The organism is Flavobacterium sp. HJSW_4 (assembly GCF_042436695.1).
In the GTDB taxonomy this organism is placed as follows: domain Bacteria; phylum Bacteroidota; class Bacteroidia; order Flavobacteriales; family Flavobacteriaceae; genus Flavobacterium.
In genome coordinates, this window is the sequence record NZ_JBHNPP010000003.1 from 235,540 (window position 1) to 262,503 (window position 26,964).

Sequence of the window (26,964 nt, forward strand, 5' to 3'; positions counted from 1 at the left end):
CAAAAGCATCAATTTATGACGTAAATGTTTACTACATAAAAGAATTTTATCTTAATTTTAAAGAAGCAAACCCGCATTTTACACAAATTAGCCTTAAAGTTTGAATATTATTAAGCTAAAAATGCCTTATTTTGCGCTTTAAATTAACTAAAAGAACTATGCAATCTATTCAAGCCAATAATTATCTCGTACATTTTAATGAGAGTGCTTACGAAGCTTTAAATAAACATTTAAGAGAAAGTAAATATTCTAATATATTTATAATTGTTGATGATCAGACTAATGAATATTGTTTGTCTAGGTTTATTCCACTTTTAGAAACTGATTTAGCAATCGAAATCATTGAATTTGAAGCTGGAGAAGCAAACAAAAATATAGAAACTTGTATCGAGATCTGGAATATCTTGACTGAACTTGGTGCCGACAGAAAATCTCTTATTATTAATTTAGGTGGTGGCGTTGTAACAGACTTAGGTGGTTTTGTTGCTTCTACATTTAAAAGAGGAGTAGATTTCATTAATATCCCTACTACTTTATTATCTATGGTTGATGCTTCTGTTGGAGGAAAAACAGGGGTTGACTTAGGAAATCTTAAAAATCAGATTGGAGTGATCAATGTGCCTCAAATGGTATTAATTGACACGCAATATTTAGAAACTTTGCCGCAAAGCGAAATGCGTTCTGGTTTGGCTGAAATGCTAAAACATGGTTTAATATATGATGCGCCATATTGGAGACAGTTTTCAGATTTAAAGTCAATTGTTTTTGATGAATTGGATCAATTAATTTATCGTTCTGTTGAAATTAAAAATGAAATCGTTATTCAAGACCCAACAGAGAAAAACATTCGTAAGGCTTTAAATTTCGGACATACTTTAGGACACGCAATTGAAGGTTACTTTTTAGAAAGTGAAGAAAAGACGACTTTGCTTCATGGAGAAGCTATTGCTGTCGGAATGATTTTGGAAAGTTATATCTCACTTCAAAAAGAATTAATTTCTCAAGAAGAATATAGAGAGATCAAAGCTGTAATTAAAGACATTTATGACGATGTAATTTTTGAAGAAAAAGACATTGATCCGATCTTAGAATTGCTAATTCACGACAAAAAAAATGAATACGGTTTAATTCAATTTGCATTAATTGAAGGAATCGGAAAAATAAAAATTAACCAATCCGTTGAAAATAAATTGATTCTAGAAGCGTTTGAGGATTATAAATCTTAAACTTTTTTTAATCAAAAGCATTGCATTTGGTATATATTATTTTTTACATTTGCCCCATGAAAACAAACAAGCAGCAAAGGCATTTTAGCTCTTACCGAAACAGACTCAACAGTTCTTTATTAAGAATGTTGAACCGTTTTTATAATAGTAAAAGTCCTTTTTGTTTTGATGTTTTCCAATGTACAAAAGCGGAGCATGAAAAGCTTCCGATTATATTTGCCAATATTAGAGTTTGAATTTAAGATTACGTCCCAAAAAAGCTAAAATTAAATACAATTACAATCTCTAAACATTGATAAATAAATGAATACAAAATATTCTGATCTAATAAACCAAACATACTACTTTCCACAAGCGGAATTTAAACTGAACAAAGACAACTTACAATTTCATAATATTGATCTAATGAAGTTGGTTGAGCAATATGGCACGCCATTAAAGTTTACTTACTTGCCTCAGATTTCTGAAAACATCAATAAAGCAAAAGCTTGGTTCAGAAAGTCGATGGAAAAGAATAAATACGACGCAAAATACTACTACTGTTATTGTACGAAAAGCTCTCATTTTGAATATATTATGAATGAAGCTTTCAAGAATAACATTCACATCGAAACTTCATCTGCTTTTGACGTGAACATTGTTGAGAATTTGTTAGAAAATGGAAAAATCAACAAAAGTACGTATGTAATTTGCAACGGTTTCAAAAGAGATGAATACATTACTAATATTGGTAGATTAATCAACAACGGACATAAAAACACTATTCCGATTATTGATAACTACGAAGAATTAGATTTGCTTCAAGCAGAAATTAAAGGAAAATTCAAAATTGGAATCCGTATTGCTGCCGAAGAAGAGCCTAAATTTGAGTTTTATACTTCAAGATTAGGTATTGGTTACAAAAACATAGTTTCTTTCTATAAAAAACAAATTCAGGAGAATGATAAATTAGAGCTGAAAATGCTTCACTTCTTTATCAATACCGGAATTAACGATACGTCATATTACTGGAACGAGCTTGTAAAATGTATTAAAGTTTACATTGCTCTTAAAAAAGAGTGCCCTACTCTAGACGGTTTGAACATTGGTGGTGGTTTCCCTATTAAAAACTCACTTGCCTTTGAATATGATTACCAATATATGATTGATGAAATTATCAATCAGATTAAAATTGCTTGTGATGAAGCTGAAGTAGATGTTCCAAATATTTTTACGGAATTTGGTTCATTTACAGTAGGTGAAAGCGGTGGTGCAATCTATCAGATTTTGTATCAAAAACAACAAAATGATAGAGAAAAATGGAATATGATCGACTCATCTTTCATTACCACTTTGCCAGATACTTGGGCTATAAATAAACGTTTTATTATGCTGGCTATCAACCGCTGGAATGATACTTACGAACGGGTTCTGTTGGGAGGTCTGACTTGTGATAGTGACGACTATTATAACTCTGAGCAAAACATGAATGCAATTTACTTGCCTAAGTACAATAAAGAGAAACCTTTATATATTGGATTCTTTAATACTGGTGCTTATCAAGAAACAATTGGAGGATACGGCGGTTTGCACCACTGTCTGATTCCACAGCCAAAACATATCTTAATTGATCGCGACGAAAACGGAATTCTGGCAACAGAAGTGTTCTCAGAACAACAGACTTCAGACGATGTTTTAAAGATTTTAGGCTACAAAAAAAAGTTATAAAAAAACGGCAGGTTAAGTAAAAGAAGTTATTTAAAATTCTTAATTTGCATTAACATCCAAAAAGGTTAAACTTTTTAATTCAAAAAAAAAACAAAAAAAATGAAAGGACCAATCAGTCAGTTTATTGAAAAACATTACTTGCATTTTAACTCTGCTTCATTAGTAGATGCTGCAAAAGCATACGAGCAGCAATTAGCTGATGGTGCTAAAATGCTGGTAAGTATGGCTGGCGCAATGAGTACAGCAGAAATTGGTAAAATTTTCGCTGAAGTAATCAGACAAGACAAAGTACATATTATTTCATGTACTGGAGCAAACTTAGAAGAAGATATCATGAATTTAGTAGCTCATTCTCACTATGAGAGAGTTCCTAACTACCGTGATTTAACACCAGAAGACGAATGGGCTTTGTTAGAAAGAGGATTAAACCGTGTTACAGACACTTGTATCCCTGAGCATGAAGCTTTCCGTCGTTTACAAAAACATATTTACAAAATTTGGAAAGATGCTGACGATAAAGGTGAGCGTTACTTCCCACACGAATTTATGTATAAAATGTTGTTGTCTGGCGTTTTAGAAGAATATTATGAAATTGATCTAAAAGATAGCTGGATGTATGCAGCTGCAGAGAAAAACTTGCCAATTATCGTTCCAGGATGGGAAGATAGTACAATGGGTAATATCTTTGCTTCATACGTAATTAAAGGAGAATTGAAAGCATCTACCATGAAATCTGGAATTGAATACATGACTTTCCTTGCGGATTGGTATTCTAAAAACAGTTCAAACGGAATTGGATTCTTCCAAATCGGTGGTGGTATTGCGGGTGACTTCCCTATCTGTGTAGTGCCAATGCTATACCAAGATATGGAAATGCATGATGTTCCATTTTGGAGTTATTTCTGTCAAATCTCAGATTCAACAACTAGTTATGGTTCTTACTCTGGGGCAGTTCCAAATGAAAAAATCACTTGGGGTAAATTAGACATCAAAACCCCTAAATTTATTATTGAATCGGATGCTACGATTGTTGCTCCGTTAATTTTTGCATATTTATTAGATTTATAAAATAATTTATGAAAAGAGTTATAGTAGACTACGCCAAACTTACCAATGAAATTTTAAACCTTTTGGTTGAAAAATTTCCTGATGGTTATGATGATTCGGATGTAATCCGTTTTAGAAATGCTAAAAACGAATTGGTTGAAGCTGTAGAAGTTCGTACTGAAGATACAATTTACTTGGTAAAAATTAGTACTAAACTTGCTGACAGAATTGAAAACTACGATGAAGATGATGATTTAGATGTTGATGTAGATGCAATTGCACCAGTTAAAGGTATGGATCTTGATGATGATATCAGCAACGACGATGACGAAGATGATGATAATCTTGACAAACCTGATTCTGATGGCGGTGACGATGATGAGGATGATGACGATGACAAAGCAGATACTGATTATGACGAAGAAGACGAAGACGATGAAGATTAATTCATTTTCTTTTGAATAAATTAAAAAGGAACTCTTTCGAGTTCCTTTTTTTGTGAGAGATCACCACTAAACTAAATGAATTATTTATTTTAAAGTTTGTAAGATTATTTTTATATTTAAATCTTTAAACTAAGAAATACAAGCCTATGACTTCAGAGATTTTACACGCAACATTAAAAGAAAATTTTGGTTTCGAAAAATTTAGACCCAATCAAGAAACCATTATTACAACTATATTATCTGGTCAAGATGCTTTGGCAATTATGCCAACTGGTGGAGGAAAATCTATATGTTTTCAACTTCCGGCTCTAATTTTACCAGGAATTACGATTGTAATTTCTCCACTAATTGCTTTAATGAAAGATCAAGTCGATAGTTTAAAAACTAACGGAATTTCAGCTTGTTACATTAATAGTTCACAATCCTCACAAGAACAGCAATATTATATAGATAATTTAAAATCAAATCATTTCAAATTAGTTTACATCGCACCTGAAAGTCTTTCTTATTTAGATATGGCTTTTAATGAATTGAATATTAGTTTGATAGCAATAGATGAAGCGCATTGTATTTCATCTTGGGGTCATGATTTTAGACCAGCTTATACAAATTTAGGTTATTTGAAAAGCCGCTTCCCTTCTACTCCAATCTTAGCATTGACTGCTACAGCCGACAAAGCAACGAGAACAGATATATCCAAACAATTAAACTTAAAAAATCCGAAGACATTTATTGCTTCTTTTGATCGTAAAAATTTAAGTTTAGAAGTTCGTCCTGCTCTAGATCGCGTAAAACAGATTATTGATTTTATTGAAAATAAACCCAATGAATCTGGAATTATTTATTGTTTGAGTCGTAAAACGACAGAAGAACTTGCTGAAAAACTGAAAAAAAACGGAATTCAAGCTAAAGCATATCATGCGGGTTTAGATAATGAAACGCGTGCAAAAACTCAAGATCAATTTATCAATGATGATTGTCAGGTTGTTTGTGCAACAATTGCTTTCGGAATGGGAATTGACAAATCTAATGTTCGCTGGGTAATTCATTATAATCTTCCAAAAAATATAGAAGGATATTATCAAGAAATTGGACGCGCCGGCCGAGATGGTTTGCCAGCTGAAACAGTTTTGTTTGAAAGTTACGCTGATGTAATTCAATTGCAGAAATTCGCATCAGATGGATTGAACTCTGATATTCAGCTTGCGAAATTAGATCGAATGAAACAATATGCAGATGCTGTAAGCTGTCGCAGAAAAATTCTACTTTCTTATTTTGGAGAACTGGTAATTGAGAATTGCGGAAACTGCGATATTTGCAAAAATCCTCCAACTTTTTTCGATGGGACGATTCTCGCTCAAAAGGCTTTGTCTGCAATTGTACGTTTAAAAGAATCTGAACCACTTGCTGTAATTGTCGATTTTTTAAGAGGCTCGAGAAACGCGTATATCTATGAAAAAAATTATCAAGAGCTAAAAACGTACGGAATTGGCGATGACGTTTCTTGGTACGATTGGAATCAATATCTTATTCAGTTAATTAATTTAGGATATTGCGAAATTGCCTTTCATCAGCACAACAAAATCCTCCTTACTCCATTCGCAAAAAAAGTTTTGTTTGAAGGAGAAAAAGTAAAATTGACAACGGTTGTGAAAAAAGTAATTGATAAAAGTGAGATCAAGGAAGCAAAACCAAAGGTGGTTAAAAATTCTCTTTTTGAAACACTTAGAAAATTACGCTCCGAAATTGCTAAAGAAGAAGAAGTTCCTGCTTATGTCATATTTAGTGATGCTTCATTAAGACAAATGGAAGTTTTAAGACCAATGTCTGATGAAGATTTCCTTGCTGTTGAAGGTGTCGGAAAAGCTAAGCTAGAAAAATATGGCGATACTTTTATAAATGCAATTATTGAATTTCATCGAAATAAATCGGTTGTCAAAAAAGAGAAAAAAGATAATACTTATAAAAAAACGTTGGAGTTATTTGAGAACGGAATTTCTGTAACAGAAATTGCCGAACAACGAAATTTAAGCCAAACAACTATTATTTCTCATTTAGCAAAATTATATGTTGATGGTTATGATTTAGATTTAAGTCAATTTGTTTCTGAAGAAGAAATTTCGCAAATAGCAAAAGCGCAAATTGAATTAGAAAATCCTAATGCTTTAAAGCCTTATTTTGATCATTTCGAAGAAAAAATGTCTTACGATAAAATCAGGTTTGGTTTAGCATTCATTGAGAAAAAAAATCAAAAAGCATAAAAAGCTTCGACTCCGCTTAGATAGACATATGATAATTGATAAATACTATTTTTTATCAGGCTGAGCAGAGTCGAAGCCTCATTTATAAAAGCAAAAAAGCTGTACCTTTAAGTACAGCTTTTTTTATATAAGCATATTTTACAAATATCTTTCTTCAAAAACTTTTTGATGATGCTTGGCATGTCCAATAATTACAAAACCTAAAGCTCGAACAGAAATAGGATTATTAGAAGCAGTTCCAATTCTCTTAAGCTGTTCTTCAGATAAACTTTTATAAAATAGTAAAGTTGAATGTCTTAGAGCTGAAAACTCAGTAAGTAATTCTTGAATACTTCTTTTGTTTGAATCTGTATTATCTGCATAATCGTTTTCTTCAAAACTTGGTAAAGGCGTTTTATCGTTTCTTGAAAAACGTAAAGCACGATAAGAAAAAATTCGTTCCGTATCGATAACATGCTGAATAATATCTTTGATTGTCCACTTCCCTTCCGCGTAGCGATAATCAAATTTATCCATCGGAATATTTTGAACAAAGCGAATAAACTCGTGAAGAGAAATTTCCAATTCTTCAATCAGAATTCCATCTCCTGCTGCTTTCACATAAGTACCAAAATGACCCGAATATTCATTTTCCAATAATTCTGTTGCTCTCATTTTTTATATTTTTAAGCTGAATTTCTACTTGCATTAGTATTTCCGAAAAGAGATCTCGTTACGATTTTTTCATAAACTTTAATCAATTCCTCGTCTGGAGTTTGCTCTTTATTCAACTCATTGATTCTCAATAAAGCATATTGCTGAATTGTCAATAAAGGTAAAACGATACGCTCTCTAATTTGAATTGAAGCAATACCATCAGGATAATTTTCCATCAAAGTTTTGTGATCTGCAATTTTCAATAAAAGGCGTTTTGTTTCTGAGAATTCATCGTAGATAATCTGCCAGAATTCACCAAACTCAGGATCTTTTCTCATGTACGCAGTCAATGGCAAGAATGATTTTGCTAATGACATCATACTATTTTCAAGTAATGTCTTGAAAAATAATGAATTGTGATACAAATCGCTTACTTTGTCCCATTGTCCAGTTTCTTCAAAATGTTTTAAAGCTGAACCTACTCCAAAGAATCCAGGAACGTTTTGTTTTAACTGACTCCAAGATCCTACAAACGGAATTGCTCTTAAATCTGCAAAATCTAAAGATTCAGATTTGCTTCTTTTTGAAGGACGGCTTCCAATGTTTGTTTTAGAATAGTATTTCAACGTACTCATTTTCTCTAAGTACGGAATAAACTTCGGATGATTTTTAAAACTTAAATATTTCTCATAACCTAAATTGGCTAAATCTGTCAAGATTTGAGTTTCTTCAGCGCTCAATTCATTTTTCTCTTTACTAAATACCTGATTTGTAACACCGGCACTCAATAAGTTTTCAATATTATAACGGCAAGAATCTAAAGTTCCAAAATTAGAGCTAATAGTCTGACCTTGAACCGTAATCTGAATTTCGTTGTTCTCAATTTTTGGTCCAAGAGATGCGTAAAACTTGTGCGTTTTTCCACCACCACGAGCTGGAGGTCCACCACGTCCGTCAAAGAAAATGGCTTTAATTCCGTATTCTCTAGAAATTTTAGTCAATGAAATTTTAGCTTGGTAAATACTCCAGTTTGCCATTAAATATCCACCATCTTTAGTTCCGTCAGAGAATCCAAGCATAATCGTTTGCTTGTTTCCTCTCGCTCTCAAGTGTTTCGCATATTCTGGATTGGTATACAATTGCTCCATAATAGTATGTGCATTTTGTAAATCATCTACAGATTCGAAAAGCGGAATAATATCAACAGTTGGTTTTTCCCAATCATTCAAACGAATCATGGCAAAAGTTTCCATTACATTTAAAGCACTTTCGTTATTACTAATGATATAACGATTTGCACCTTCTTCACCATTATTTGCTTGAATAGTTTTAATTGCTTGAACTGACTCTAAAGTTAGTCTTGTAATTTCATTTTCGAAATCAGCAGGATTTAAATTTCCTTTAACTTTAGATAAAACTTCAATTTTTTCGTTTTCTGTTAAATCAAAATAGTTTTTAGGAAAAATATCTGAACCCGAATTTAAATAATAATTGACAACATCCTTGAAAACCGCATTGTGAATTTTACTATTCTGACGAATATCTAAAGTCGCAAAATGGAAACCAAATAAATTGATTTTTACCAGAAATGCTTCCAATTCGTCCAAATATAAAGATTGATGTTTCTCAATAATTATAGTTCGAATTTTGTCTAATTGGGTAAGTAATTCTTCTAAAGTAATAAAAATATCACCTTTAGAATAGAACACAGAACGATAAAGTTTATTTTCAAGTTCGGCTACCAAAGTATCTACGCCTGAGAAAGTTAACTTACGTTTTAAATTTCTCATTTCTACATAATAGCATTTCAAAATTGAAGTACGCAAACGGTCTGCAACTTTAAGCGTAATATCTGTAGTAACAAAAGGATTTCCGTCACGGTCACCTCCTGGCCAGAAGCCAAGTTTTATTAATTGGTTTTGGATTGGATTTCCTTCTAAAATGTTTTTCTGCAAATAATGTACAATTTCTCCAGCAGTAGCATAAAACACATTTTCCAAATACCAGATTAAGCTTACCGCTTCATCGTAAGGATTTGGTTTTTCATTTTGAATGAAAGGCGTTTTACCAAGTTGTGCTAGTAATTGTTTAATTTGAAGTAAATCGTTCTGACGAATTGCTTCAGTCAAATCATTTATAATTCCTAAAACAGGACCAGGATAAAACTGAGTCGGATGTGCTGTTAAAACCGTACGAACATTGAAATTTTCTAAAAATTCACTTAATTCGTCATCTTTTTCTTTTGCATCTGATTTTTCTTTAATATCACGAAGAGATCCACGTCCTTCCATGTTGTTTACTTCTGGAAAAGCAGCATCTTCAATTGCATCAAACAATACAATTTGGCGCTCTATATATTGAATAAATCGAAACATTAGATCGATTTTTTCAGCTTCAGAAGCATTACTTAAGAATTTATTAGAGAAAAAATCGACAATTTCTTTTGGTGTTTCTTGTTTTTTAAAGCCCGTTTCGCAAGTTTCTGTAAATAAAGGAAGTAAAACTCCCGTATTATCTATGGAATCAAAAGGTAATGTTATAAAAACACTATTATAAATGTGGTATTTTGAGAGAACATCTTGATTAAAACGTTCAATTTTTGGCAACGTATACATAATCGTGTTATAGTTGGTTGGTTAATTAGTCATAAAAAAACCCCAAGAATAAACTTGAGGTTATATTTTAATATAGCATTCAAGAAAAGTTATTACATATTTTTGAAAATAGTATGCATCAAACGCTTCTTATCGTTTATACTTTCCTCTAATGAAATCATTGTTTCTGTTCTGTAAACACCTTCGATATCGTCAATCATAAAGATAACTTCTTTCGCGTGTTTAGTATCTTTTGCTCTAATTTTGCAAAAGATGTTGAATTTTCCTGTAGTTACAGACGCTACAGTTACGAATGGAATTTGATTAATTCTTTCTAAAACAAATTTAGTTTGAGATGTATTATTAAGAAAAACTCCTACATAAGCAATAAATGAATAACCTAATTTATCGTAATCCAAGGCTAATGAAGACCCCATGATGATACCGGCATCCTCCATCTTTTTAACTCTAACATGTACTGTACCAGCAGATATCAATAGTTTTTTTGCAATGTCAGTAAACGGAACTCTCGTATTGTCTATTAACATATCTAAAATCTGGTGATCTACTTCATCTAAACGAAATTTACTCATAATTGTTTAATTAATATTACTAATTGCTATTACAAAGTATAAAATTATATATAAAAAACAACAAATTCACATAAAAATTAACTTTTTATTAATCCGTTAACAAATTTAACATTTTTATTTAAATAAAAATTTGCTTTCTGACCCGTTTTAGGAAGATTTTGGAAATCGTCCGAATATTCTGCGCCTTTTGCATCGTATTCGTAATGCCCAAAATAATTTTCCAACTCGCCTACTTCAACAATGTAAGCGTTAAAATGAATCTTATTTTCGATTAATTCTTCTTTGTATTGAGCGACAAAATTCGTAATAATTTCGATACCATCATAATTTATTTTGACATTTTTATATATAAAATCATAAAAAACCACATTATTTTGTGAAATATTCAAATATTCACCAAATCTGTTATCAACTAAATCGTTTTCGAAAATAAGTTTAAAGCTTAAAATTAACGAGAAAAATATGTATTTCCTTGTAATTTCGCGCTCATAGTCGCCTGGAAAGTGTCCTGCCTCAAATAAGATGGTTGGAACTCCCAAAAATTGAAAAGTGTCTCCTATACAATTAATATTGAACGAGTCATCAAAACGGCCGACCTGTCCCGGAATGTATTTTTGAAGCTCTTCGTTGATTCCAGCAATGATATTTATGGCTTTTAATCTGTTATCGTTTACTTCTCTCTCCTCATTATAAGAAGGAGCTAAAAAAGATACTGTTGCTGGTTTCCCAGTTCTACCTGCCCCAAAGATGGTGCGCTGATCGTGAAGATTAAAACAAAAATCAGGTTTGAACTTCTCAAATGCTTCGCGCAGAACTTTACTTTCGGGCTGTGTTAAGTCTTGTGAATCTCGATTTAAATCTATTTCGTTTGCATTTGCTCGTGTATAAAGTCTTGCTCCATCTGGGTTTAAAATCGGAATACAGTAGAATGTGAAAGTATCTAGCATTTGCTTAGCAAAATCAGTATCGTCATTCAATAGATTAATGAAATCAAATAAAGCTTTCGTTGTAGTACTTTCGTTTCCGTGCATTTGTGACCACAAATAAGCGCGCGTTTTTCCTGTTCCAATTTGGTAACTATATATAGGTTCACCCAAAACAGATTTACCAATAATCTCTACCTGACCATTAGTATTCAACTTATCTAAAAGCGGTTTAATATGATCTAGCGTAAGATACCTTCCAGATATTGACTGTTCTTTGTATTGTATAAAAAGCTGTTCTAAATTCATTGTGTTTTGATTAGTTTACAAAAGTAAATATCTTTATTTTTACAATTGTAAATTTAAAAAATATTTTGAAATTTAGATTTGTAAACAGTTTTATAAAGTATTTATTAGTTAAAGCTTTAAGTTGTTTCAATAGAGTAAATTAACTTATATAATAATCGATAAATATATTAATTTCAGTAAATTATAAATATTCATCTAAATTTTATATTTAACATAAAACTAAAGTACTATTAAAATTGCAACAACAGGATTGAAGTGTTATTTATTTTTGTTTACATTTGTAAATACTATAATTTAAAACATAAATTTACAATGGTAAACATAGATGATTTTGTAAAAAGACTCGAAACCATACTAGATTATTATGGTTTAAATGCTTCTGCCTTTGCTGATAAAATTGGAGTACAGCGTTCAAGCATGTCGCATCTTCTATCTGGAAGAAACAAACCAAGCTTAGATTTTGTAATGAAAATTCTAGAAGTTTTTCCAGATGTCGATTTATATTGGATTTTAATTGGTAGAGGAAATTTTCCTAAAAGCAATGATGAAGATTTCGAAATTCCACAATCTTCTACTCCTATTCAATCCAATCAAAATAGTGGTGCAGATTTATTTTCTTCTGTTGGAATAAATGAAGAAGAAAAAAGAGAAACAAAAAAAGCATCAGCTCCAAAAAATGTAAATATCAATTTGGAAGATGATGAAATTGAAAAAATCGTCTTATTTTACAAAAATGGCACTTTTAAAGCCTATTCTCCGTGACGCAAAAATTAGCGAGTATTTGAGTATTGGTTCAGAAAATTTTCAAATACGCGATTCTCACGCGTTTGAAAAAATCCTTAAAAATTATAATTTTACTCCATTTTCAGGAATTTTACCCAAAACTCCTTTGTAGTGTTTTTTCAAAATTTCGAAATCGGCTTCATAATTTCCAGTCGGAAAAAATGGCTCTCCAAAATTTACTTCTTTTTTACCCCAATTAAAAGTTACGGGAACAATCGGAACATTCGCTTTAAGCGCAATAAAATAAAATCCTGTTTTAATTTCTTTGACTGCTTTTCTAGTTCCTTCTGGAGCTACAGCCAAACGAAAGATTTCTTTTCTTTCAAAAATAGCAGCAATTGAATCTACTTTGTTCAATCCTCCAGAACGATCTAAAGGTTCGCCTCCAACATTTCTGAAATAATAACCAAACGGAAATCGAAATAATTCCTTCTTTCCTACCCAATTCATTTGTAGACCAGAGATTCCACGAGTAAAAAGTCCGATATAAAAATCATGATTACTCGTGTGAGGCATCACCATTAGTATACATTTTTTAACTTCGGCATTTTCTAGACCTACTATTTTCCAGCCCATTAGCTTGAAAAATATGAATTTGTATAATTGTTTTTTCATTAAAGATTCAATATTTGGTGCAAAATAAAAGATTTAATGGTAAATTTGAGTAAAAGCATAAAAAATGATTCAAAAAATTTTCAGTTACATAATTCCAATAAAAATATTTAAGAAAAAATCAGCTAGAAGTAAAATGATCGAAGTCACCTGGGCAAATGGTGAATTAGTATTGGATACTGAAAACACAAATTATTCATACGGAAGTTTGCAACGTATATTAAGGTACGGTTTACGAAATATAGGTTACGACAAAATTTTAGGAATGGAGCACATTCTGTTATTAGGAGTGGCCGGCGGAAGCGTAGTAAAAACATTAGTAAACGAGATAGAATACAAACAAAAAATAACTGGAGTAGAAATTGATCCAGATATGATTCAGATTGCTAATCAATATTTTAATCTTAACGAAATTAAGCAGTTAGAAGTTGTTATTGATGATGCTTTTGAATTTGTTTTAAAAACAAAAGAAAAATACGATCTTATAATAATTGATATTTTTGAAGATACGAACATGCCTAACTTTTTGTTTGAGAAGTTTTTTGTTGACAGAATCTGCACGATTTTAAAAGACAATGGTTTTGTTTTATTCAATACTATGATTTTAGACGAAGCGCATAATGTTCGAAACAGAAAGTATGTTTCAGAAGTAAATCCCAAATTATTTCAAACCAAAATGCTTCCTCGAATTGAAGTACACAACGAATTAATAATTATAAATAAAGTTGCCTAATTTTATGAAACCCCTAACCTCAATCTTAAATTCTCAGCCGCCTACTAAAGTTATTGATGCCTCAATTAATGTTTCAGAATATACGCCGTTAAATTTATCGGTTGCAAATAAAGAATTAGTAAGTCGAAAATTGGACACTTCAGAAGATTTTGAAAGATATATTTCAAATTTTCTAAAAGAAAATAACGCGAAAGTTGCATTTGGCGGTTATATCGAGGGTCGATTTTTATATCAAAGAAGTCCCATTTTCTTAGATGCCTCAAAGCCTGAACGTAATATTCACATCGGTTTAGATTTATGGGCAGAAGCAGGAACAGCAGTACTTGCCGCGCTTGACGGAAAAGTTCACAGTTTTAAAAATAATGTTGGTTTAGGCGATTACGGACCTACTATTATATTAGAGCATGAAGTAGAAAACGAGAAATTTTATACTTTATACGGACATTTATCGTTAGAAAGTATAGAAAATTTAAATATCGGAGACCAATTTAAGAAAGGCGAAAAGATTGCGACTTTAGGAAATGCCTCAGTAAATGGAGATTACGCACCTCATGTCCATTTTCAGATTATCCATAATATTGGTGATTATTGGGGAGACTATCCAGGTGTCTGCAATACAAAAGACCTAAACTTTTATATCGAAAATTGTCCCGATCCTAACTTATTATTAAAAATTACTTAAATAGTTATGAAGAAAGCAGGATTGATTATATGTTTGTTATTATTAATTGGATGTAAATCGAAAACAGTAAGTAGAGATACGGAAGATTTGAAAATTAAAAAAGTTTCTAACGCAGAAGTAAATGCAAATCAGCAGCGAAAAGCGTATGATTTAGGTAAGAGAGTCTTAGAAACTTGTAATACTTCAAAATTTAAACCTTTTAATGAAACTGAAGTAACTAAATCGGTTATGGAAAACACTACAGAAGAACGTTTAACCAAAACCTGCCAAAGATTTAGACAATATTATGGAAGCTTCATAGACTTAAAATTAGATGGAGTTTACAAAACCAAACATGAAGTCATTTACCGCTATCATGCATTGTACACTAAAAAAGTGGCCAATAAAGAATTACGCATTTTTGTAAATGAAGATAATCTTATTTCTGCCATAAAATCAATGGATTGGGATGAGAAATTTGATGCCAAATTAGCCGATCAATAAATACTATATATATGAATTTTAAACTACCGCTACTCCTATTATTATTTATTTCAACTTTTGCTTCAGCGCAGCAAACTATCAGTGTAAAAGGTTCAGCTCCTTATCCAGCGACGCAAGAATATACTTTTATCTGTGATAAATATGCTTACTCTGGCGAAATCAATGTTCAAATAGCAAAAACGGATAAAGGAGGTGTTTTAAAATTAACCGTTTCTACAGCAAGCGATAAAGCAAAAATTGCAGGTGGAGTTTATGTCGATTTGACTAATGCAGATGTTATTGCCTGTACAGACAAAAATGTAAAAGAATCTGCAGATGGAAAAACAACTGCGTACTATTATTTTACACCTGCAGAATGGCTTAAGCTTAAAAAGACTGATATTTATGCCATAAGGTTTATAATTGCCGGCGGACCAGATATTTCAGGTAATCTTACGGGACATTTTACAGCTTATAGCAAAGTGAAATATTTTTCAACTGCATTTGATAAGTCTAAAAAAACATTTGATACAGCGAAAGAAATTAGTGTTTTATAATGATTTTTTAATCTAATAAATCTTATATTTAACATAAATATATTTCTTATGAATTCAAATGAAGCCTTAATTACAAAATTCTATACCGCTTTCGCGAATGCTGACGCCAAAACAATGAGTGAATGCTATCATCCGAAAGTTCATTTTATTGATCCAGCTTTTGGTTTATTGAAAGAAGAACAGGTTTCTAAAATGTGGGAAATGTTGCTTTTAAAAAGTAAAGGAAATTTAAAAATTGAATTTTCAAACGTAAAAGCAGATGACTCTATAGGTTCGGCAAATTGGACTGCTACTTATAATTTTAGCAAAACCAACAGAACAGTCGTCAATAAAATCGTAGCCGAATTTATCTTCCAAGATGGGTTAATAATCAAACATACAGATAGTTTTGATGTCTGGAAATGGTCAAAACAAGCTTTTGGTCTGACAGGATATTTATTGGGATGGACAGGATTTTTCCAGAAAAAAGTTCAAACACAAGCACTATCAGCACTCAAACAGTTTCAGAATATCAAATAAACAGGATTTAAATATCACTATCAGCCTTACGCTCGATTATAATTATTTTGTTACTTAATTTTACTAAAAGTGTTAATTCTAAATACTGATGAAAGAAATCGTACACAAAAAATTAAATCAATTACAGGCAACTGCAATTTGCGGGAATGATATTAGCTCTTCTTGTCTATATGTTTCAGCTTTAACCATTTTGTATGCAGGCCAATACGCATGGATTTCGCTTCTAATTGTTGCTGTAGTATTATTTCTTTTCAGAAAAATTTACGCTGAAGTTGTTGGCGCAATTCCCTTAAATGGTGGAGCTTATAATGTTTTATTGAACACTTCAACAAAACGATTGGCATCTTTAGCGGCTACTTTAACGGTTCTATCCTATATGGCAACCGCTGTAATTTCAGCCTCTGAAGGAATGCATTATCTGCACGGAATTTTTGAAGGCCTAAATGTTACTATCGCTACAGTAGTTGTCTTGGTTCTCTTTACCGGATTAGCCATTTTAGGAATCGGTGAATCTGCATTTGTGGCCGTCATTATTTTCATGACACATATAGGAACCCTGACCCTGCTTGTTTTAGCATCAGCTTGGTTTGTTTTAACTCATGGTTTAGACACTTTTCATATCAATTGGCAAACTCCAATTGCTTCAGGAAGCATACAGACAGCGCTTTTTCTTGGTTTTTCTGCAGCAATGTTAGGAATTTCAGGTTTTGAAAGTTCGGCCAATTTCGTTGAAGAACAAGAACAAGGTGTTTTTTCTAAAACACTTCGCAATATGTGGGGAATCGTAAGTTTCTTCAATCCCATAATTGCGATTTTATTAATTAGTATAATTCCGTTAACAGAAGTTGGAGAAAATAAAGAATCTCTTCTAGCTCATTTAGGCGAAACAACAGGTGGCTCATGGCTTGCTTGGTTAATCTCTATCGATGCCGTTATGGTGCTTTGTGGAGCTGTGCTAACTTCATTTGTAGGTGTCTCTGGACTTTTAAACCGAATGACATTAGATCGAATTCTGCCAAACTATTTTCTAAAGCAAAACAAAAGAGGATCTCATTATCGAATAGTTTTAAGCTTCTTAATTCTTTGTATTTCAGTTCTTTTTGCTACAAGCGGACATTTAGAATCATTAGCAGGAGTTTATACTTTTTCATTCTTAGCCGTTATGGCGCTTTTCGGAATTGGAAATCTACTCCTGAAATACAAACGAAGAAAACTCCCAAGACCAGAACGCGCAAAAGGTATTGCAGTTGTAACGGCTGTGGCTTTTGTAATTGCCGCATTTTTCGGTAATATGTTCCTCAATATCAACTCGTTTTACACCTTTTTGCAATACATGGTTCCAGCCTTAATCTTTATCGGAATTATGCTGAATCGCGTTACTTTAATACGTTTATTGATCGAAGCTTTAGAATATTTCTATCAGCCACTGCGTAAAATGGTGATTCTGAGTAATCGTTATTTAGAAAAACTTAGTTCAGAAATCAATTCACAAGAGTTTGTTTTCTTTACAAAAGGTGACGATATAACAATCTTGAACAAAGTTTTGCAATACGTTGAAGACAACGAAACTACAAAGAAATTAAAAATCGTTCATGTCAAAAAGGACACTGTAGACAACGAAGCGCTCAAAAAAGATCTTGAAGTTTTAGATCGTGCTTATGGCGCTTTAGATATTGAATATATAGAAATCGACGGCGTATTTGGCCCAGAAATGATCGACGAACTTTCTGAGAAATGGAAAATTCCAAAAAACTTCATGTTTATCGGATCTCCAGGAAACCGATTCTCTTACCGTGTAGCCGATCTTGGTGGCGTACGATTAATTATGTGATTTTTTTAGAAGCACAAATTTCTATTTTCTTAAGAACATCTGTCCCGCTATCCGTTTCAATCTTTTATGCCGAACCCCGGCACAAAAGGATTTTCACTTCTATCGGGGCTAAACCAGAAGTCTATTTTTCATAAGAAACATAAAATACGCTTAATTATCTTCGTCAAAGCTTAAAACTTTGACGAAAATTGGTTTCATAAGTTAGCTTTGTGATCTCAAAGATAACTTACATTCACCTCAAAAAAACTTCCAAAACTCTGCGAAAATCCTTTGCGATCTCCGCGCTAAAAAAAAGCCACAGATTCAAATCCATGGCTAAATTTATTTAGAAACTTTTTTTAAGACTTAAACCAGCTCTCAACCAATTCATCTTCAAAAGAAGTCGCATCTTTATGAATAAACTCGTTTCGATTTTTATCATAAGAATAATCCAAAGCCCAAGTTTTATGATTTGCCGCTAATTCTTTTATACTCTTACACACAAAAGCAATTTCAGCATCAGTAGTCGTTGGGTGAATCGACATTCTAATCCATCCCGGTTTTTTAATTAAATCACCAATTGTAATCTCATTAACCAATTTATTAGAAGTTTCCTGATCAACATGCAATAAATAATGACCATAAGTTCCTGCACAACTGCATCCTCCTCTAGTCTGAATTCCAAAACGATCATTCAAGATTTTAACACCTAAATTGAAGTGAAGATCATCAATAAAAAACGAAATTACACCAAGACGTTCTTTATGTTGCCCAGCTAAAATTTTAATATTTTCAATTGGCTCTAGTTCAGAAAAAACATAATCAACGATTTCATGTTCACGTTGCATAATGTTCTCAATTCCCATTTCTTCTTTTAATTCAATGGCAAGCGCAGTTTTTATAACTTGAAGAAAACCTGGAGTTCCGCCATCTTCACGATCTTCAATATTATCAATATATTTGTGTTCTCCCCAAGGATTTGTCCAACTTACAGTTCCTCCCCCAGGACAATCAGGAATCATATTGTTGTATAATTTCTTATTGAAAATTAAAACACCAGAAGTTCCAGGCCCGCCTAAGAATTTATGCGGAGACATAAAAACAGCATCCAAATATGATTCTGGATCAGCAGGATGCATATCAATTTCAACATAAGGGCCAGAACACGCAAAATCTACAAAACAAACACCATTATATTGGTGCATCAATTTTGCTGCTTCGTGAAAAGGAGTTCTTAATCCCGTAACATTTGAACATGCTGTAATAGAAGCAATTTTGATCGTTCTATCTTTATATTTTTCTAATAAAACTTCAAGATTTTCTAAATTGAAAAGCCCTTTATCGCAAGATGGAATAATCTCAACATCTGCAATAGTCTCCAACCAAGAAGTTTGATTAGAATGGTGCTCCATGTGCGAAATAAAAACAATTGGCTTTTTCTCAGCAGGAACATTCGTAAAGCTTTTCAAGTTTTCAGGAATTTTCAATCCTAAAATACGTTGGAATTTATTGATAACTCCCGTCATTCCAGTTCCATCCGTAATTAAAACATCATCATTATTTGCATTAGCATGACGCTTAATAATATGTCTTGCATGATGGTAGGCTTTTGTCATAGCAGTACCAGATACAGTAGTTTCAGTATGTGTATTGGCTACAAAAGGGCCAAATGCATTTAGCAGTTTTTCTTCAATCGGACGATATAATCTTCCGCTGGCAGTCCAGTCGGTGTAAATTATTGATTTTCTGCCATAAGGTGACGTAAATTCTTGGTTTATACCGACAATATTCTTTCTAAATTCCTGAAAATAAGTTTCCAGTGTCATGGTACTATTTTTGCTATCCATTAGTTGTGCCTTGTGTTTGACTGCAAATATATAGTTTTTTTATAAAATTGCGAATTTATCAATACTAAACTTCAAACACTACATTACCGTTTGGTATTTTTAGTTAAAAGAACTTTTTTTTAATAAATTATCATAATATCCTATCGAATTAATAGGCATTAAATTTAAAGAAAGCATTATTTATGGGAAATTTATCAGTTGCTACCTTTGGTGGCGGATGTTTTTGGTGTATTGAAGCTGTAATTCAGCGTTTAAACGGTGTAGAATCCATAAAATCGGGTTATTCAGATGGGTTTATTAAAAATCCGGCTTATCGCGAAGTATGTACAGGAAGAACAGGACATGCAGAAGTGATTCAAGTGACTTTCAACCCTGACATAATTTCATATCATGACTTAATTTTCATATTCATGACAAGTCACGATCCGACAACTTTAAATCGTCAAGGTGGAGATAGCGGAACGCAATATCGTTCTATCATTTTATATCATAATGATGAACAAAGAGAAATTGCTGAGAAAGTATTTGAAGAAGTACAACCAGCTTATGCAGATCCGATTGTGACACAATTAAAACCTTTTGAAGTATTTTATGAAGCCGAAGATTATCATCAAAATTATTATAATGAAAATCAAGAAGCTGGATATTGCCAAGTTGTAATTGATCCAAAAATTCAAAAACTTAAAAAAATGTATGCTGATAAATTAATCAGCTAATTTTAAGTTTCGCTACAGGTTTAAAATATTTATAATCCTTTAAATCTGTGGCAAAAAAGAAAGAAAAACTAAAATGAAAAATCTTAAAATAAAAAATCGTTTTACTGCCGAATTACCAGCAGATCCAGATTTGACCAATGAAATTCGTCAAGTTAAAAATACGTTGTTTTCGTATGTAAATCCCATAAAACCTTCAAATCCAAAATTGATTCACGCTTCTGAAGAAGTTGCTGAATTAGTTGGGATTTCTAAAGATGAAATTCAATCAGAAGAATTTCTAAATGTTGTTTCTGGAAAAGAAATTCTTCCAGAAACACAACCGTATGCCATGTGCTATGCAGGACACCAATTCGGAAATTGGGCTGGACAATTAGGCGACGGGCGTGCAATCAATTTGACAGAAGTTGAAAACAATAATCAGTTTTACACGCTCCAATTGAAGGGAGCTGGAAAAACTCCATATTCTAGAACTGCAGACGGTTTGGCTGTTTTACGATCTTCTATTAGAGAGTATTTATGCGCCGAAGCCATGCATTATTTGGGTGTTCCTACTACTCGATCACTTTCACTTGCTCTTTCTGGAGATCAAGTTTTAAGAGATGTTTTGTATAACGGAAATCCTGCTTATGAAAAAGGGGCTATTGTTTGTCGTGTGGCTCCATCTTTTATTCGTTTTGGAAGCTTCGAAATGCTAACAGCTAGAAATGAGCTGAAAAACTTAAAACAATTTGTAGAATATACCATTCAGCATTATTTTCCTGAAATAAAAGGAGAACCAAAAGAACAATATTTACAATTCTTTCAAAAAGTTGCTGATGCAACCCGCGAGATGATTTTGCATTGGCAACGTGTCGGATTTGTGCACGGAGTAATGAATACTGATAACATGTCGATTCACGGAATTACAATTGATTATGGTCCATACGGATGGTTAGAAAACTATGATCCAAATTGGACTCCAAACACAACAGACAGCCAAAACAGAAGATATCGTTTCGGAAATCAGCCTTCAGTTGCCCAATGGAATTTGTTTCAATTGGCTAATGCGCTCTATCCTTTAGTTAACGAAGCTGCTCCTTTAGAAAAAATCTTAGATTCATTTATTACAGATTTTGAATCTGATTATAAAGAAATGTTTTTAAGTAAATTAGGAATCTTTACTTCAAGTGAAGCTGACGAAAAAATAATTAAAGGATTAGAGGAAATTTTGCAATTATCAGAAACTGATATGACGATATTTTTCAGAAATCTAAGTCAGATTAAGAAAACGGATTCTGTTGAAGATGCCATTAAAAAAATCGAATATGCATTTTATATTCCTGAAGAAATCAAAGAGAATATTCTAGATGCTTGGCAAAAATGGTTCACGGTTTATTTGAAAAGGCTTAATTTGGAATCACTTTCAGATGAAGAAAGAGCTTCAAAAATGAATCAAATTAATCCAAAGTATGTACTGCGAAATTATATGGCACAATTGGCTATTGATGCCGCAGATAAAGAAAATTATGCTTTAGTTGATGAATTATTTCAGCTTTTGAAGAACCCATACGATGAACAGCCAGAATCTGAAAAATGGTTCGCAAAACGTCCAGATTGGGCAAGAACTAAGGTTGGATGTTCTATGTTGTCTTGCAGTTCTTAAAGTTTTTTAGCCACGAATTTCACCAATTTCCACGAATAAAATTAAAATTTGTGCAATTCGTGAAATTCGTGGCTTATTTTTTTATTTGGAGCTAATATAATCCACAATCAGATTAGCATGAATTCTTGAGTTTTCAATAAACCATTTATGCGTCTGCATTCCACCGCAAACTACTCCTGCTAGAAATAAACCTTCAACATTAGTTTCCATTGTTTCAGGATTGTACGACGGAATTTTCTCCTCATCATCAGAAAGCATAATTCCCATTTTTTCTAGGAAACTCAAATCAGGTTTATAGCCCGTTAACGCGAGAACAAAATCATTTTCGATCGTAACCTTTCCTTCTGGAGTTTCAATCTCTACTTCATTTTCTCGAATTTCAGTAATATTCGACTGAAAATAAGCTTTAATGCTTCCTTCTGCAATACGATTTTCAACATCAGGTTTTACCCAATATTTCACACGATTATTAATTTCGTTTTTACGAATTACCATTGTAACCTCTGCTCCTTTTCTCCAACATTCTAAAGCGGCATCTACAGAAGAATTATTGGCGCCTACAACCAAAATCTTTCTAAAAGCATATTCGTGTGCTTCTTTGTAATAATGGCGAACTTTCGGCAGGCTTTCTCCTAAAACATTCATTTCAATCGGAATATCATAAAAACCGGTTGCGATTACAACGTTCATAGCTTCATAATTTTGTTTGTCAGTTGTGATCTTGAAGATTTCGTTATCCTTTTTTACATCAAGAACTTTTTCAAATAAATTAATATTGAATTTAAAGTAGCGATGAATATTTCTATAGTATTCCAAAGCTTCTTGACGTCCAGGTTTTGGAGCTAAACAGTTAAATGGAATCTCACCAATTTCTAATCTTTCTGCAGTAGAGAAAAAGGTCATATACAACGGATAATTAAAAATACTATTAACTATCGCGCCTTTTTCTATAATTAAATAATTTAAATTTTTCTTTTGAGCTTCTATCGCACAAGCCAGACCAATTGGCCCGCCTCCAACAATAATAAGGTCGTAATTTGATTCTGTCATTTTATTTTTGCCAGTCTTTATATGGATTTTTGCTTAAATAAGCATTGTAATATCTTTCGTCGTTTGTTACTTCCTCACCAAGCCATTCTGGTTTTTCAAAAACTTCATCTTCGGAGTTTAACTCAATTTCAGCCATTACTAGACCTTCGTTTTCGCCATAAAACTCATCTACTTCAAAAACATGGCTTCCAGATTTTATTTCGTAACGTGTTTTTTCAATTTTACCCTTTTCGCATAACTTTAATAATTCCTGAGCTTCCTCTAACGGAATTTCGTTTTCCCATTCAAAACGGGACATACCGCCGCTATGGCTTATCCCTTTTATGGTTATAAAGCCTTTATGTCCTTTAATTCTAACCCTAACTGTACGTTCAGGAGCAGAACTTAAATAGCCCTGAGCAATATTATTCTGAGCAAAAGCTTGTTTCTTGAAATCATCAGATTTTAGAAGAAACTTTCTTTCTATTTCGACCATTTTAAATGTAGATTATTTTTTATGCAAGTTACTCATTTTAATCAAGCCTTTCAGATTATAAAAAATGAAAAATATGTTAATTCGTTTCCTTTATCAAAAGTAAGAGGCATCAAAATAACTGATTGTTAACATCTTGCAATTATTATTTTAAGTAATTTTGATAGCATCTAACACCTCATTAAACATCTAGTTATGAATAAAAAACATTTTTTCATAACTAAAATATTCTAAAATATAACGATCATGAATGTACCTTATGTAATACCAATAGCACTAGGTGTAATCTGCGGGATTTTAGGTTACATACTAGGAAAAATTACTTTTAAGAATGATAATGCTCTTTCAGCATCGCTTCAAGCTGATTTAGATGTTTGTAAAGCGCATACAAAAAACTTGAACACGAGAATCTTAAGACTGGAAGCAGAACTCGCTGTTAAAAACAAAACAGAAATTCCGACAATAATTCCCTTTGAAGCTACATTGGCCGCAACTGCTTTAGGTAAAAAAATAAAAGAAAATGACTTAAAAATAGTGGAGGGAATCGGCCCTAAAATAGAATCTCTATTTATTCAAGCAGGAATAAAAACTTGGCAAAATCTTTCTCAGGCTTCAACTGAAAAATTACAATCCATTTTGGATGCTGGCGGAGAAAACTACGCCATGCATAATCCAAGCACTTGGGCTCGACAAGCATTAATGGCATATCAAGGAAAATGGTTGGAATTGAAAGATTGGCAAGATAGTTTGTTGGGCGGGAAAGAGTGAAAAAAAGATTCTAAGATGCTAAGGTTCTAAGATACTAAGTCTTAAAAGGATCAAAAGTTAAGATTTTATCAATTTTGACAAATAGAAATAAAATCTTAGCACCTCAGAAACTTAGCAACTTAGAATCTCAGAGGCTTAGAATCTTGACCACCCCTTAGAAGCATCATACCATAACTGGCCATTTTTTACTTCAAGTGGGCAATCTATATTATTAGTATATAAAGCTCCGGTTCCTAAACCTTGTGGCATATCTGAATTTAAAGTGAATGTCCATTGTGCGATTGCATTCAATCCGATATTGCTTTCTAGTGCTGAAGTAATCCACCAGCCAATGTTATACTTTTCAGCTAAAGTGATCCATTCTTGTGTGCCAAGAAAACCGCCAATAAAACTTGGCTTTAAAATAATATACTGCGGTTTGATTTCTTGGAGTAATTTTTCTTTTTCTTCTAATGAAAAAACTCCAATAAGTTCTTCATCTAATGCAATTGGAAATGGAGTTTGTTTACAAAGTTCGGCCATTTCTAGAACTTGACCTTTTTTAATTGGCTGTTCTATGCTATGAAGCTGGAATTGATTTAATTGATTTAATTTATCTAAAGCTTCTATTGAAGAAAAAGCACCGTTAGCATCGACTCTAATTTCTATTTCTTCTGGTGAAAAATGGCTTCTGATAAACTGCAATAATTCTAATTCTTTATTGAAATCAATAGCCCCTATTTTTAGTTTTATGCAATTAAAACCGTCTGCTAATTTTTCTTCAATCTGCTGTTTCATGAAAGCAGCTTCACCCATCCAAACCAATCCGTTTATGGCAATTGATCTTGAATTATTTGTAAAATCTGATGGAAATAAAATGTACGGATTTTCGCTTTTAAGAGATAAAAAAGCCATTTCTATTCCAAATTGGATCGAAGGAAATTCTAGTAATGCATCCCAAAGCGCTTTTTCTCCTAAATGAATATTATCGCATGCCCATTTTAGTTTTTCTTCGTAATCTGGGCGATCGTCTGCACTTAAGCCACGTAGTATTCCGCACTCTCCTATTCCTTTTTTACCATTTTCTTCTAGCGCTATAAACCAAGTTTCTTTTTCGGTCATGATCCCTCTAGACGTTCCAGACGGACGTTTGAATTCTAGTAAATATTTTTGGTAAGATGCGTTCATTTTTTTTAGGTGCTGAGATGCTAAGGTTCTGAGGTGCTAAGTTTTCTTTAAGTCTTTAAAAGCGCTTCGCTCTTAGTTATATAGTTTTAAGATTTTTTCAAAATCTTTTGATGGCAAACCTGCTTTTTCAAAAGCTTGAAAATCGAGTTTTGTTTTTTCAATCCAGCTTAAACTGTCTGTTACGTTTTGATTTTGATACTTTTTGTAAATCGCTTTGGCTGCGCTATAATCGTCGCTTACCAAATAAGTATGCGCTAAATTTAATTTGACCAATAATTCTGTATCATCCAATTTCTCACCTTCCTGAAGCACTTTTAATGCTTTTGCATATTGCTTCGTCAAAATATAGCAATAACCTAACGAATTGTAATCTAAAGCAGTTGCTTTGCCTTCGCTTACAATGGTATTCAATTTTGGAATTGCCTCATTGTATTTTTGAATTTTGATTAAAGAAGCTATTTGCATTCTTAAATCATTGAATACATTTTTAGATATATCGGCATCTTGGTAACAGCTGTTTCCAAAATCTTTATAAACTTTTGTTTTTTCTACAGCCAATAATTTCTGAAACTCATCATAACGATATTGTTTCATGATTTTGTTTAAAATACAAACACAGAAATCATCTGAATTGGCCATTTTTTGTGCCATTGTAGAAGTTTTGCACAAGCTAATAATTTCGTTTTTATTGTCTTGATTCCAACCGCGGCTTAGTTTTGTGTCAACCCACGGCACTACTTCTAACACCACTTTCTGACTCAAAATCCAGTTTTTGCTTTCAAAACCAAACCAAATCGTGCTGATGTTTTCTTTTAAACAAGAAGATCTGTTAACAGATAAACGTTTAGCGTCTTTACTTACTGGTTCTGCTTGAGAATAGCAAGCTTTATCGATTTTACCATCTGCAACATATTTTTTAGCATTTTCATCAGAGGTAAAAATCGAATAGGTACATTCATCATCACCTGAAATTTTTGACATCAGGAAAACAGCACCTGCAGATCCTTGACTTATGCCTGTTGGATCTGGAATAGCTTTTAAAACAGAGACCAAACTATTGGCCATTTCTTGATTTTTGTCTAAAAGTGTGATTCTATATACAATTTCTGTAGTTCCAACGGGTAAATCTTCTGTTGGTATAGAAATTCTATCGCGCGCAGGAACCATAATTTCTTTGGTTGTTGCTCGCTCTTTGTCCCAATAACCATCTTTTTGCGCAAATGCGTTAAAGGAAACTGTAATAAGTAATGATAAAATAATTTTGAAAGTTATACTGCGTGATGATGCTTTAAGTGCCACGGATTTACAGATTAAAATGATTTTTTACTTTAAAAACTCAAAATTCAAATAACATAGATTATGCCAAATAACTTTCTTATGGAATCGAGTACCCTAGCCCCGA

At 32.5% G+C, this 26,964-nt stretch carries 25 protein-coding genes; 15 read left to right on the forward strand and 10 right to left on the reverse strand.

The features are described 5' to 3' along the window. The first annotated feature begins 158 nt into the window (after window positions 1–158). The 5 genes from aroB to recQ all read left to right on the forward strand — a co-directional run bounded on the left by aroB (window position 159) and on the right by recQ (window position 6,687). Window positions 159–1,226, forward strand: a complete 1,068-nt coding sequence (gene aroB, locus ACE01P_RS04385; protein WP_379694637.1) for a 3-dehydroquinate synthase — start codon at window positions 159–161, stop codon at window positions 1,224–1,226. Between the two features lie 303 nt (window positions 1,227–1,529). Continuing rightward, entirely contained in the window at window positions 1,530–2,933 is a 1,404-nt protein-coding gene (locus ACE01P_RS04390; RefSeq protein WP_379694639.1) for an arginine decarboxylase, read from the forward strand. A 99-nt stretch (window positions 2,934–3,032) separates the two neighbouring features. Then, on the forward strand, window positions 3,033–4,001 hold the full coding sequence (locus ACE01P_RS04395) for a deoxyhypusine synthase family protein (protein WP_095931202.1): 969 nt from the start codon (window positions 3,033–3,035) through the stop codon (window positions 3,999–4,001). An 8-nt stretch (window positions 4,002–4,009) separates the two neighbouring features. Further along, a complete protein-coding gene (locus ACE01P_RS04400) occupies window positions 4,010–4,426 on the forward strand; it encodes a DNA primase (protein ID WP_379694642.1) in 417 nt (138 codons plus the stop codon). A gap of 146 nt (window positions 4,427–4,572) precedes the next feature. Then, window positions 4,573–6,687 (forward strand): DNA helicase RecQ, encoded by a 2,115-nt coding sequence (gene recQ, locus ACE01P_RS04405; RefSeq protein WP_379694644.1) that lies wholly within the window; start codon window positions 4,573–4,575, stop codon window positions 6,685–6,687. A gap of 138 nt (window positions 6,688–6,825) precedes the next feature. Here the strand turns inward: recQ and ACE01P_RS04410 are convergent, their stop codons facing one another. The 4 genes from ACE01P_RS04410 to ACE01P_RS04425 form a co-directional block, all read right to left on the reverse strand. Continuing rightward, window positions 6,826–7,341: a DinB family protein gene (locus ACE01P_RS04410; protein ID WP_379694647.1), complete on the reverse strand. Its 516-nt coding sequence runs from the start codon at window positions 7,339–7,341 to the stop codon at window positions 6,826–6,828. A gap of 11 nt (window positions 7,342–7,352) precedes the next feature. Further along, window positions 7,353–9,938: a phosphoenolpyruvate carboxylase gene (locus tag ACE01P_RS04415; protein ID WP_379694650.1), complete on the reverse strand. Its 2,586-nt coding sequence runs from the start codon at window positions 9,936–9,938 to the stop codon at window positions 7,353–7,355. Window positions 9,939–10,030: 92 nt separating this feature from the next. Then, entirely contained in the window at window positions 10,031–10,510 is a 480-nt protein-coding gene (locus ACE01P_RS04420; protein ID WP_007805990.1) for an Lrp/AsnC family transcriptional regulator, read from the reverse strand. 77 nt (window positions 10,511–10,587) lie between these two features. Next, on the reverse strand, window positions 10,588–11,742 hold the full coding sequence (locus tag ACE01P_RS04425) for a M14 metallopeptidase family protein (RefSeq protein ID WP_379694653.1): 1,155 nt from the start codon (window positions 11,740–11,742) through the stop codon (window positions 10,588–10,590). Window positions 11,743–12,054: 312 nt separating this feature from the next. On the opposite strand from ACE01P_RS04425, the gene ACE01P_RS04430 reads away from it, so the two are divergent. Beyond that, window positions 12,055–12,504 (forward strand): helix-turn-helix domain-containing protein, encoded by a 450-nt coding sequence (locus ACE01P_RS04430; protein ID WP_379694655.1) that lies wholly within the window; start codon window positions 12,055–12,057, stop codon window positions 12,502–12,504. 84 nt (window positions 12,505–12,588) lie between these two features. On the opposite strand, the gene ACE01P_RS04435 is transcribed toward ACE01P_RS04430, so the two are convergent. Beyond that, the gene (locus ACE01P_RS04435) at window positions 12,589–13,140 is read right to left on the reverse strand and encodes a 1-acyl-sn-glycerol-3-phosphate acyltransferase (protein WP_379694658.1); all 552 of its coding nucleotides are present in this window, start codon (window positions 13,138–13,140) and stop codon (window positions 12,589–12,591) included. Between the two features lie 64 nt (window positions 13,141–13,204). On the opposite strand from ACE01P_RS04435, the gene ACE01P_RS04440 reads away from it, so the two are divergent. From ACE01P_RS04440 to ACE01P_RS04465, 6 genes are all read left to right on the forward strand, one after another. Then, window positions 13,205–13,870, forward strand: coding sequence for a spermidine synthase (locus ACE01P_RS04440; RefSeq protein ID WP_379694661.1), 666 nt, complete (start codon window positions 13,205–13,207; stop codon window positions 13,868–13,870). A 4-nt stretch (window positions 13,871–13,874) separates the two neighbouring features. Then, window positions 13,875–14,552 carry a peptidoglycan DD-metalloendopeptidase family protein gene (locus ACE01P_RS04445; RefSeq protein ID WP_379694663.1) on the forward strand — a complete coding sequence of 226 codons (678 nt, stop codon included), beginning with the start codon at window positions 13,875–13,877 and terminating at the stop codon, window positions 14,550–14,552. 6 nt (window positions 14,553–14,558) lie between these two features. Further along, a complete protein-coding gene (locus ACE01P_RS04450) occupies window positions 14,559–15,035 on the forward strand; it encodes a hypothetical protein (protein ID WP_379694665.1) in 477 nt (158 codons plus the stop codon). An 11-nt stretch (window positions 15,036–15,046) separates the two neighbouring features. Further along, the gene (locus tag ACE01P_RS04455) at window positions 15,047–15,571 is read left to right on the forward strand and encodes a hypothetical protein (RefSeq protein WP_379694667.1); all 525 of its coding nucleotides are present in this window, start codon (window positions 15,047–15,049) and stop codon (window positions 15,569–15,571) included. Between the two features lie 48 nt (window positions 15,572–15,619). After that, window positions 15,620–16,090, forward strand: coding sequence for a nuclear transport factor 2 family protein (locus ACE01P_RS04460; protein WP_379694670.1), 471 nt, complete (start codon window positions 15,620–15,622; stop codon window positions 16,088–16,090). A gap of 88 nt (window positions 16,091–16,178) precedes the next feature. Further along, window positions 16,179–17,921: an APC family permease gene (locus ACE01P_RS04465; RefSeq protein ID WP_379694672.1), complete on the forward strand. Its 1,743-nt coding sequence runs from the start codon at window positions 16,179–16,181 to the stop codon at window positions 17,919–17,921. 338 nt (window positions 17,922–18,259) lie between these two features. Here the strand turns inward: ACE01P_RS04465 and ACE01P_RS04470 are convergent, their stop codons facing one another. Further along, window positions 18,260–19,747 carry an aminotransferase class V-fold PLP-dependent enzyme gene (locus tag ACE01P_RS04470; protein ID WP_379694674.1) on the reverse strand — a complete coding sequence of 496 codons (1,488 nt, stop codon included), beginning with the start codon at window positions 19,745–19,747 and terminating at the stop codon, window positions 18,260–18,262. A 182-nt stretch (window positions 19,748–19,929) separates the two neighbouring features. Here ACE01P_RS04470 and msrA point away from each other — a divergent pair, with 182 nt between their 5' ends. Both msrA and ACE01P_RS04480 read left to right on the forward strand, forming a co-directional pair. Further along, entirely contained in the window at window positions 19,930–20,463 is a 534-nt protein-coding gene (gene msrA, locus ACE01P_RS04475; protein WP_379694676.1) for a peptide-methionine (S)-S-oxide reductase MsrA, read from the forward strand. Window positions 20,464–20,536: 73 nt separating this feature from the next. Then, on the forward strand, window positions 20,537–22,105 hold the full coding sequence (locus ACE01P_RS04480; RefSeq protein ID WP_379694678.1) for a YdiU family protein: 1,569 nt from the start codon (window positions 20,537–20,539) through the stop codon (window positions 22,103–22,105). A gap of 81 nt (window positions 22,106–22,186) precedes the next feature. On the opposite strand, the gene ACE01P_RS04485 is transcribed toward ACE01P_RS04480, so the two are convergent. Together ACE01P_RS04485 and ACE01P_RS04490 are read right to left on the reverse strand one after the other, a co-directional pair. Beyond that, a complete protein-coding gene (locus ACE01P_RS04485) occupies window positions 22,187–23,155 on the reverse strand; it encodes a YpdA family putative bacillithiol disulfide reductase (RefSeq protein ID WP_379694681.1) in 969 nt (322 codons plus the stop codon). A gap of 1 nt (window position 23,156) precedes the next feature. After that, window positions 23,157–23,630: a CYTH domain-containing protein gene (locus ACE01P_RS04490; protein ID WP_379694684.1), complete on the reverse strand. Its 474-nt coding sequence runs from the start codon at window positions 23,628–23,630 to the stop codon at window positions 23,157–23,159. 243 nt (window positions 23,631–23,873) lie between these two features. Between ACE01P_RS04490 and ACE01P_RS04495 the strand changes: the two genes are divergently transcribed. Next, window positions 23,874–24,395 (forward strand): hypothetical protein, encoded by a 522-nt coding sequence (locus ACE01P_RS04495; protein ID WP_379694687.1) that lies wholly within the window; start codon window positions 23,874–23,876, stop codon window positions 24,393–24,395. Window positions 24,396–24,530: 135 nt separating this feature from the next. Here ACE01P_RS04495 and ACE01P_RS04500 read toward each other — a convergent pair whose 3' ends face one another. Both ACE01P_RS04500 and ACE01P_RS04505 read right to left on the reverse strand, forming a co-directional pair. Then, entirely contained in the window at window positions 24,531–25,562 is a 1,032-nt protein-coding gene (locus ACE01P_RS04500) for an o-succinylbenzoate synthase (protein ID WP_379694690.1), read from the reverse strand. Window positions 25,563–25,634: 72 nt separating this feature from the next. Further along, window positions 25,635–26,834, reverse strand: a complete 1,200-nt coding sequence (locus tag ACE01P_RS04505) for a tetratricopeptide repeat protein (protein WP_379694819.1) — start codon at window positions 26,832–26,834, stop codon at window positions 25,635–25,637. Window positions 26,835–26,964 lie beyond the last annotated feature (130 nt).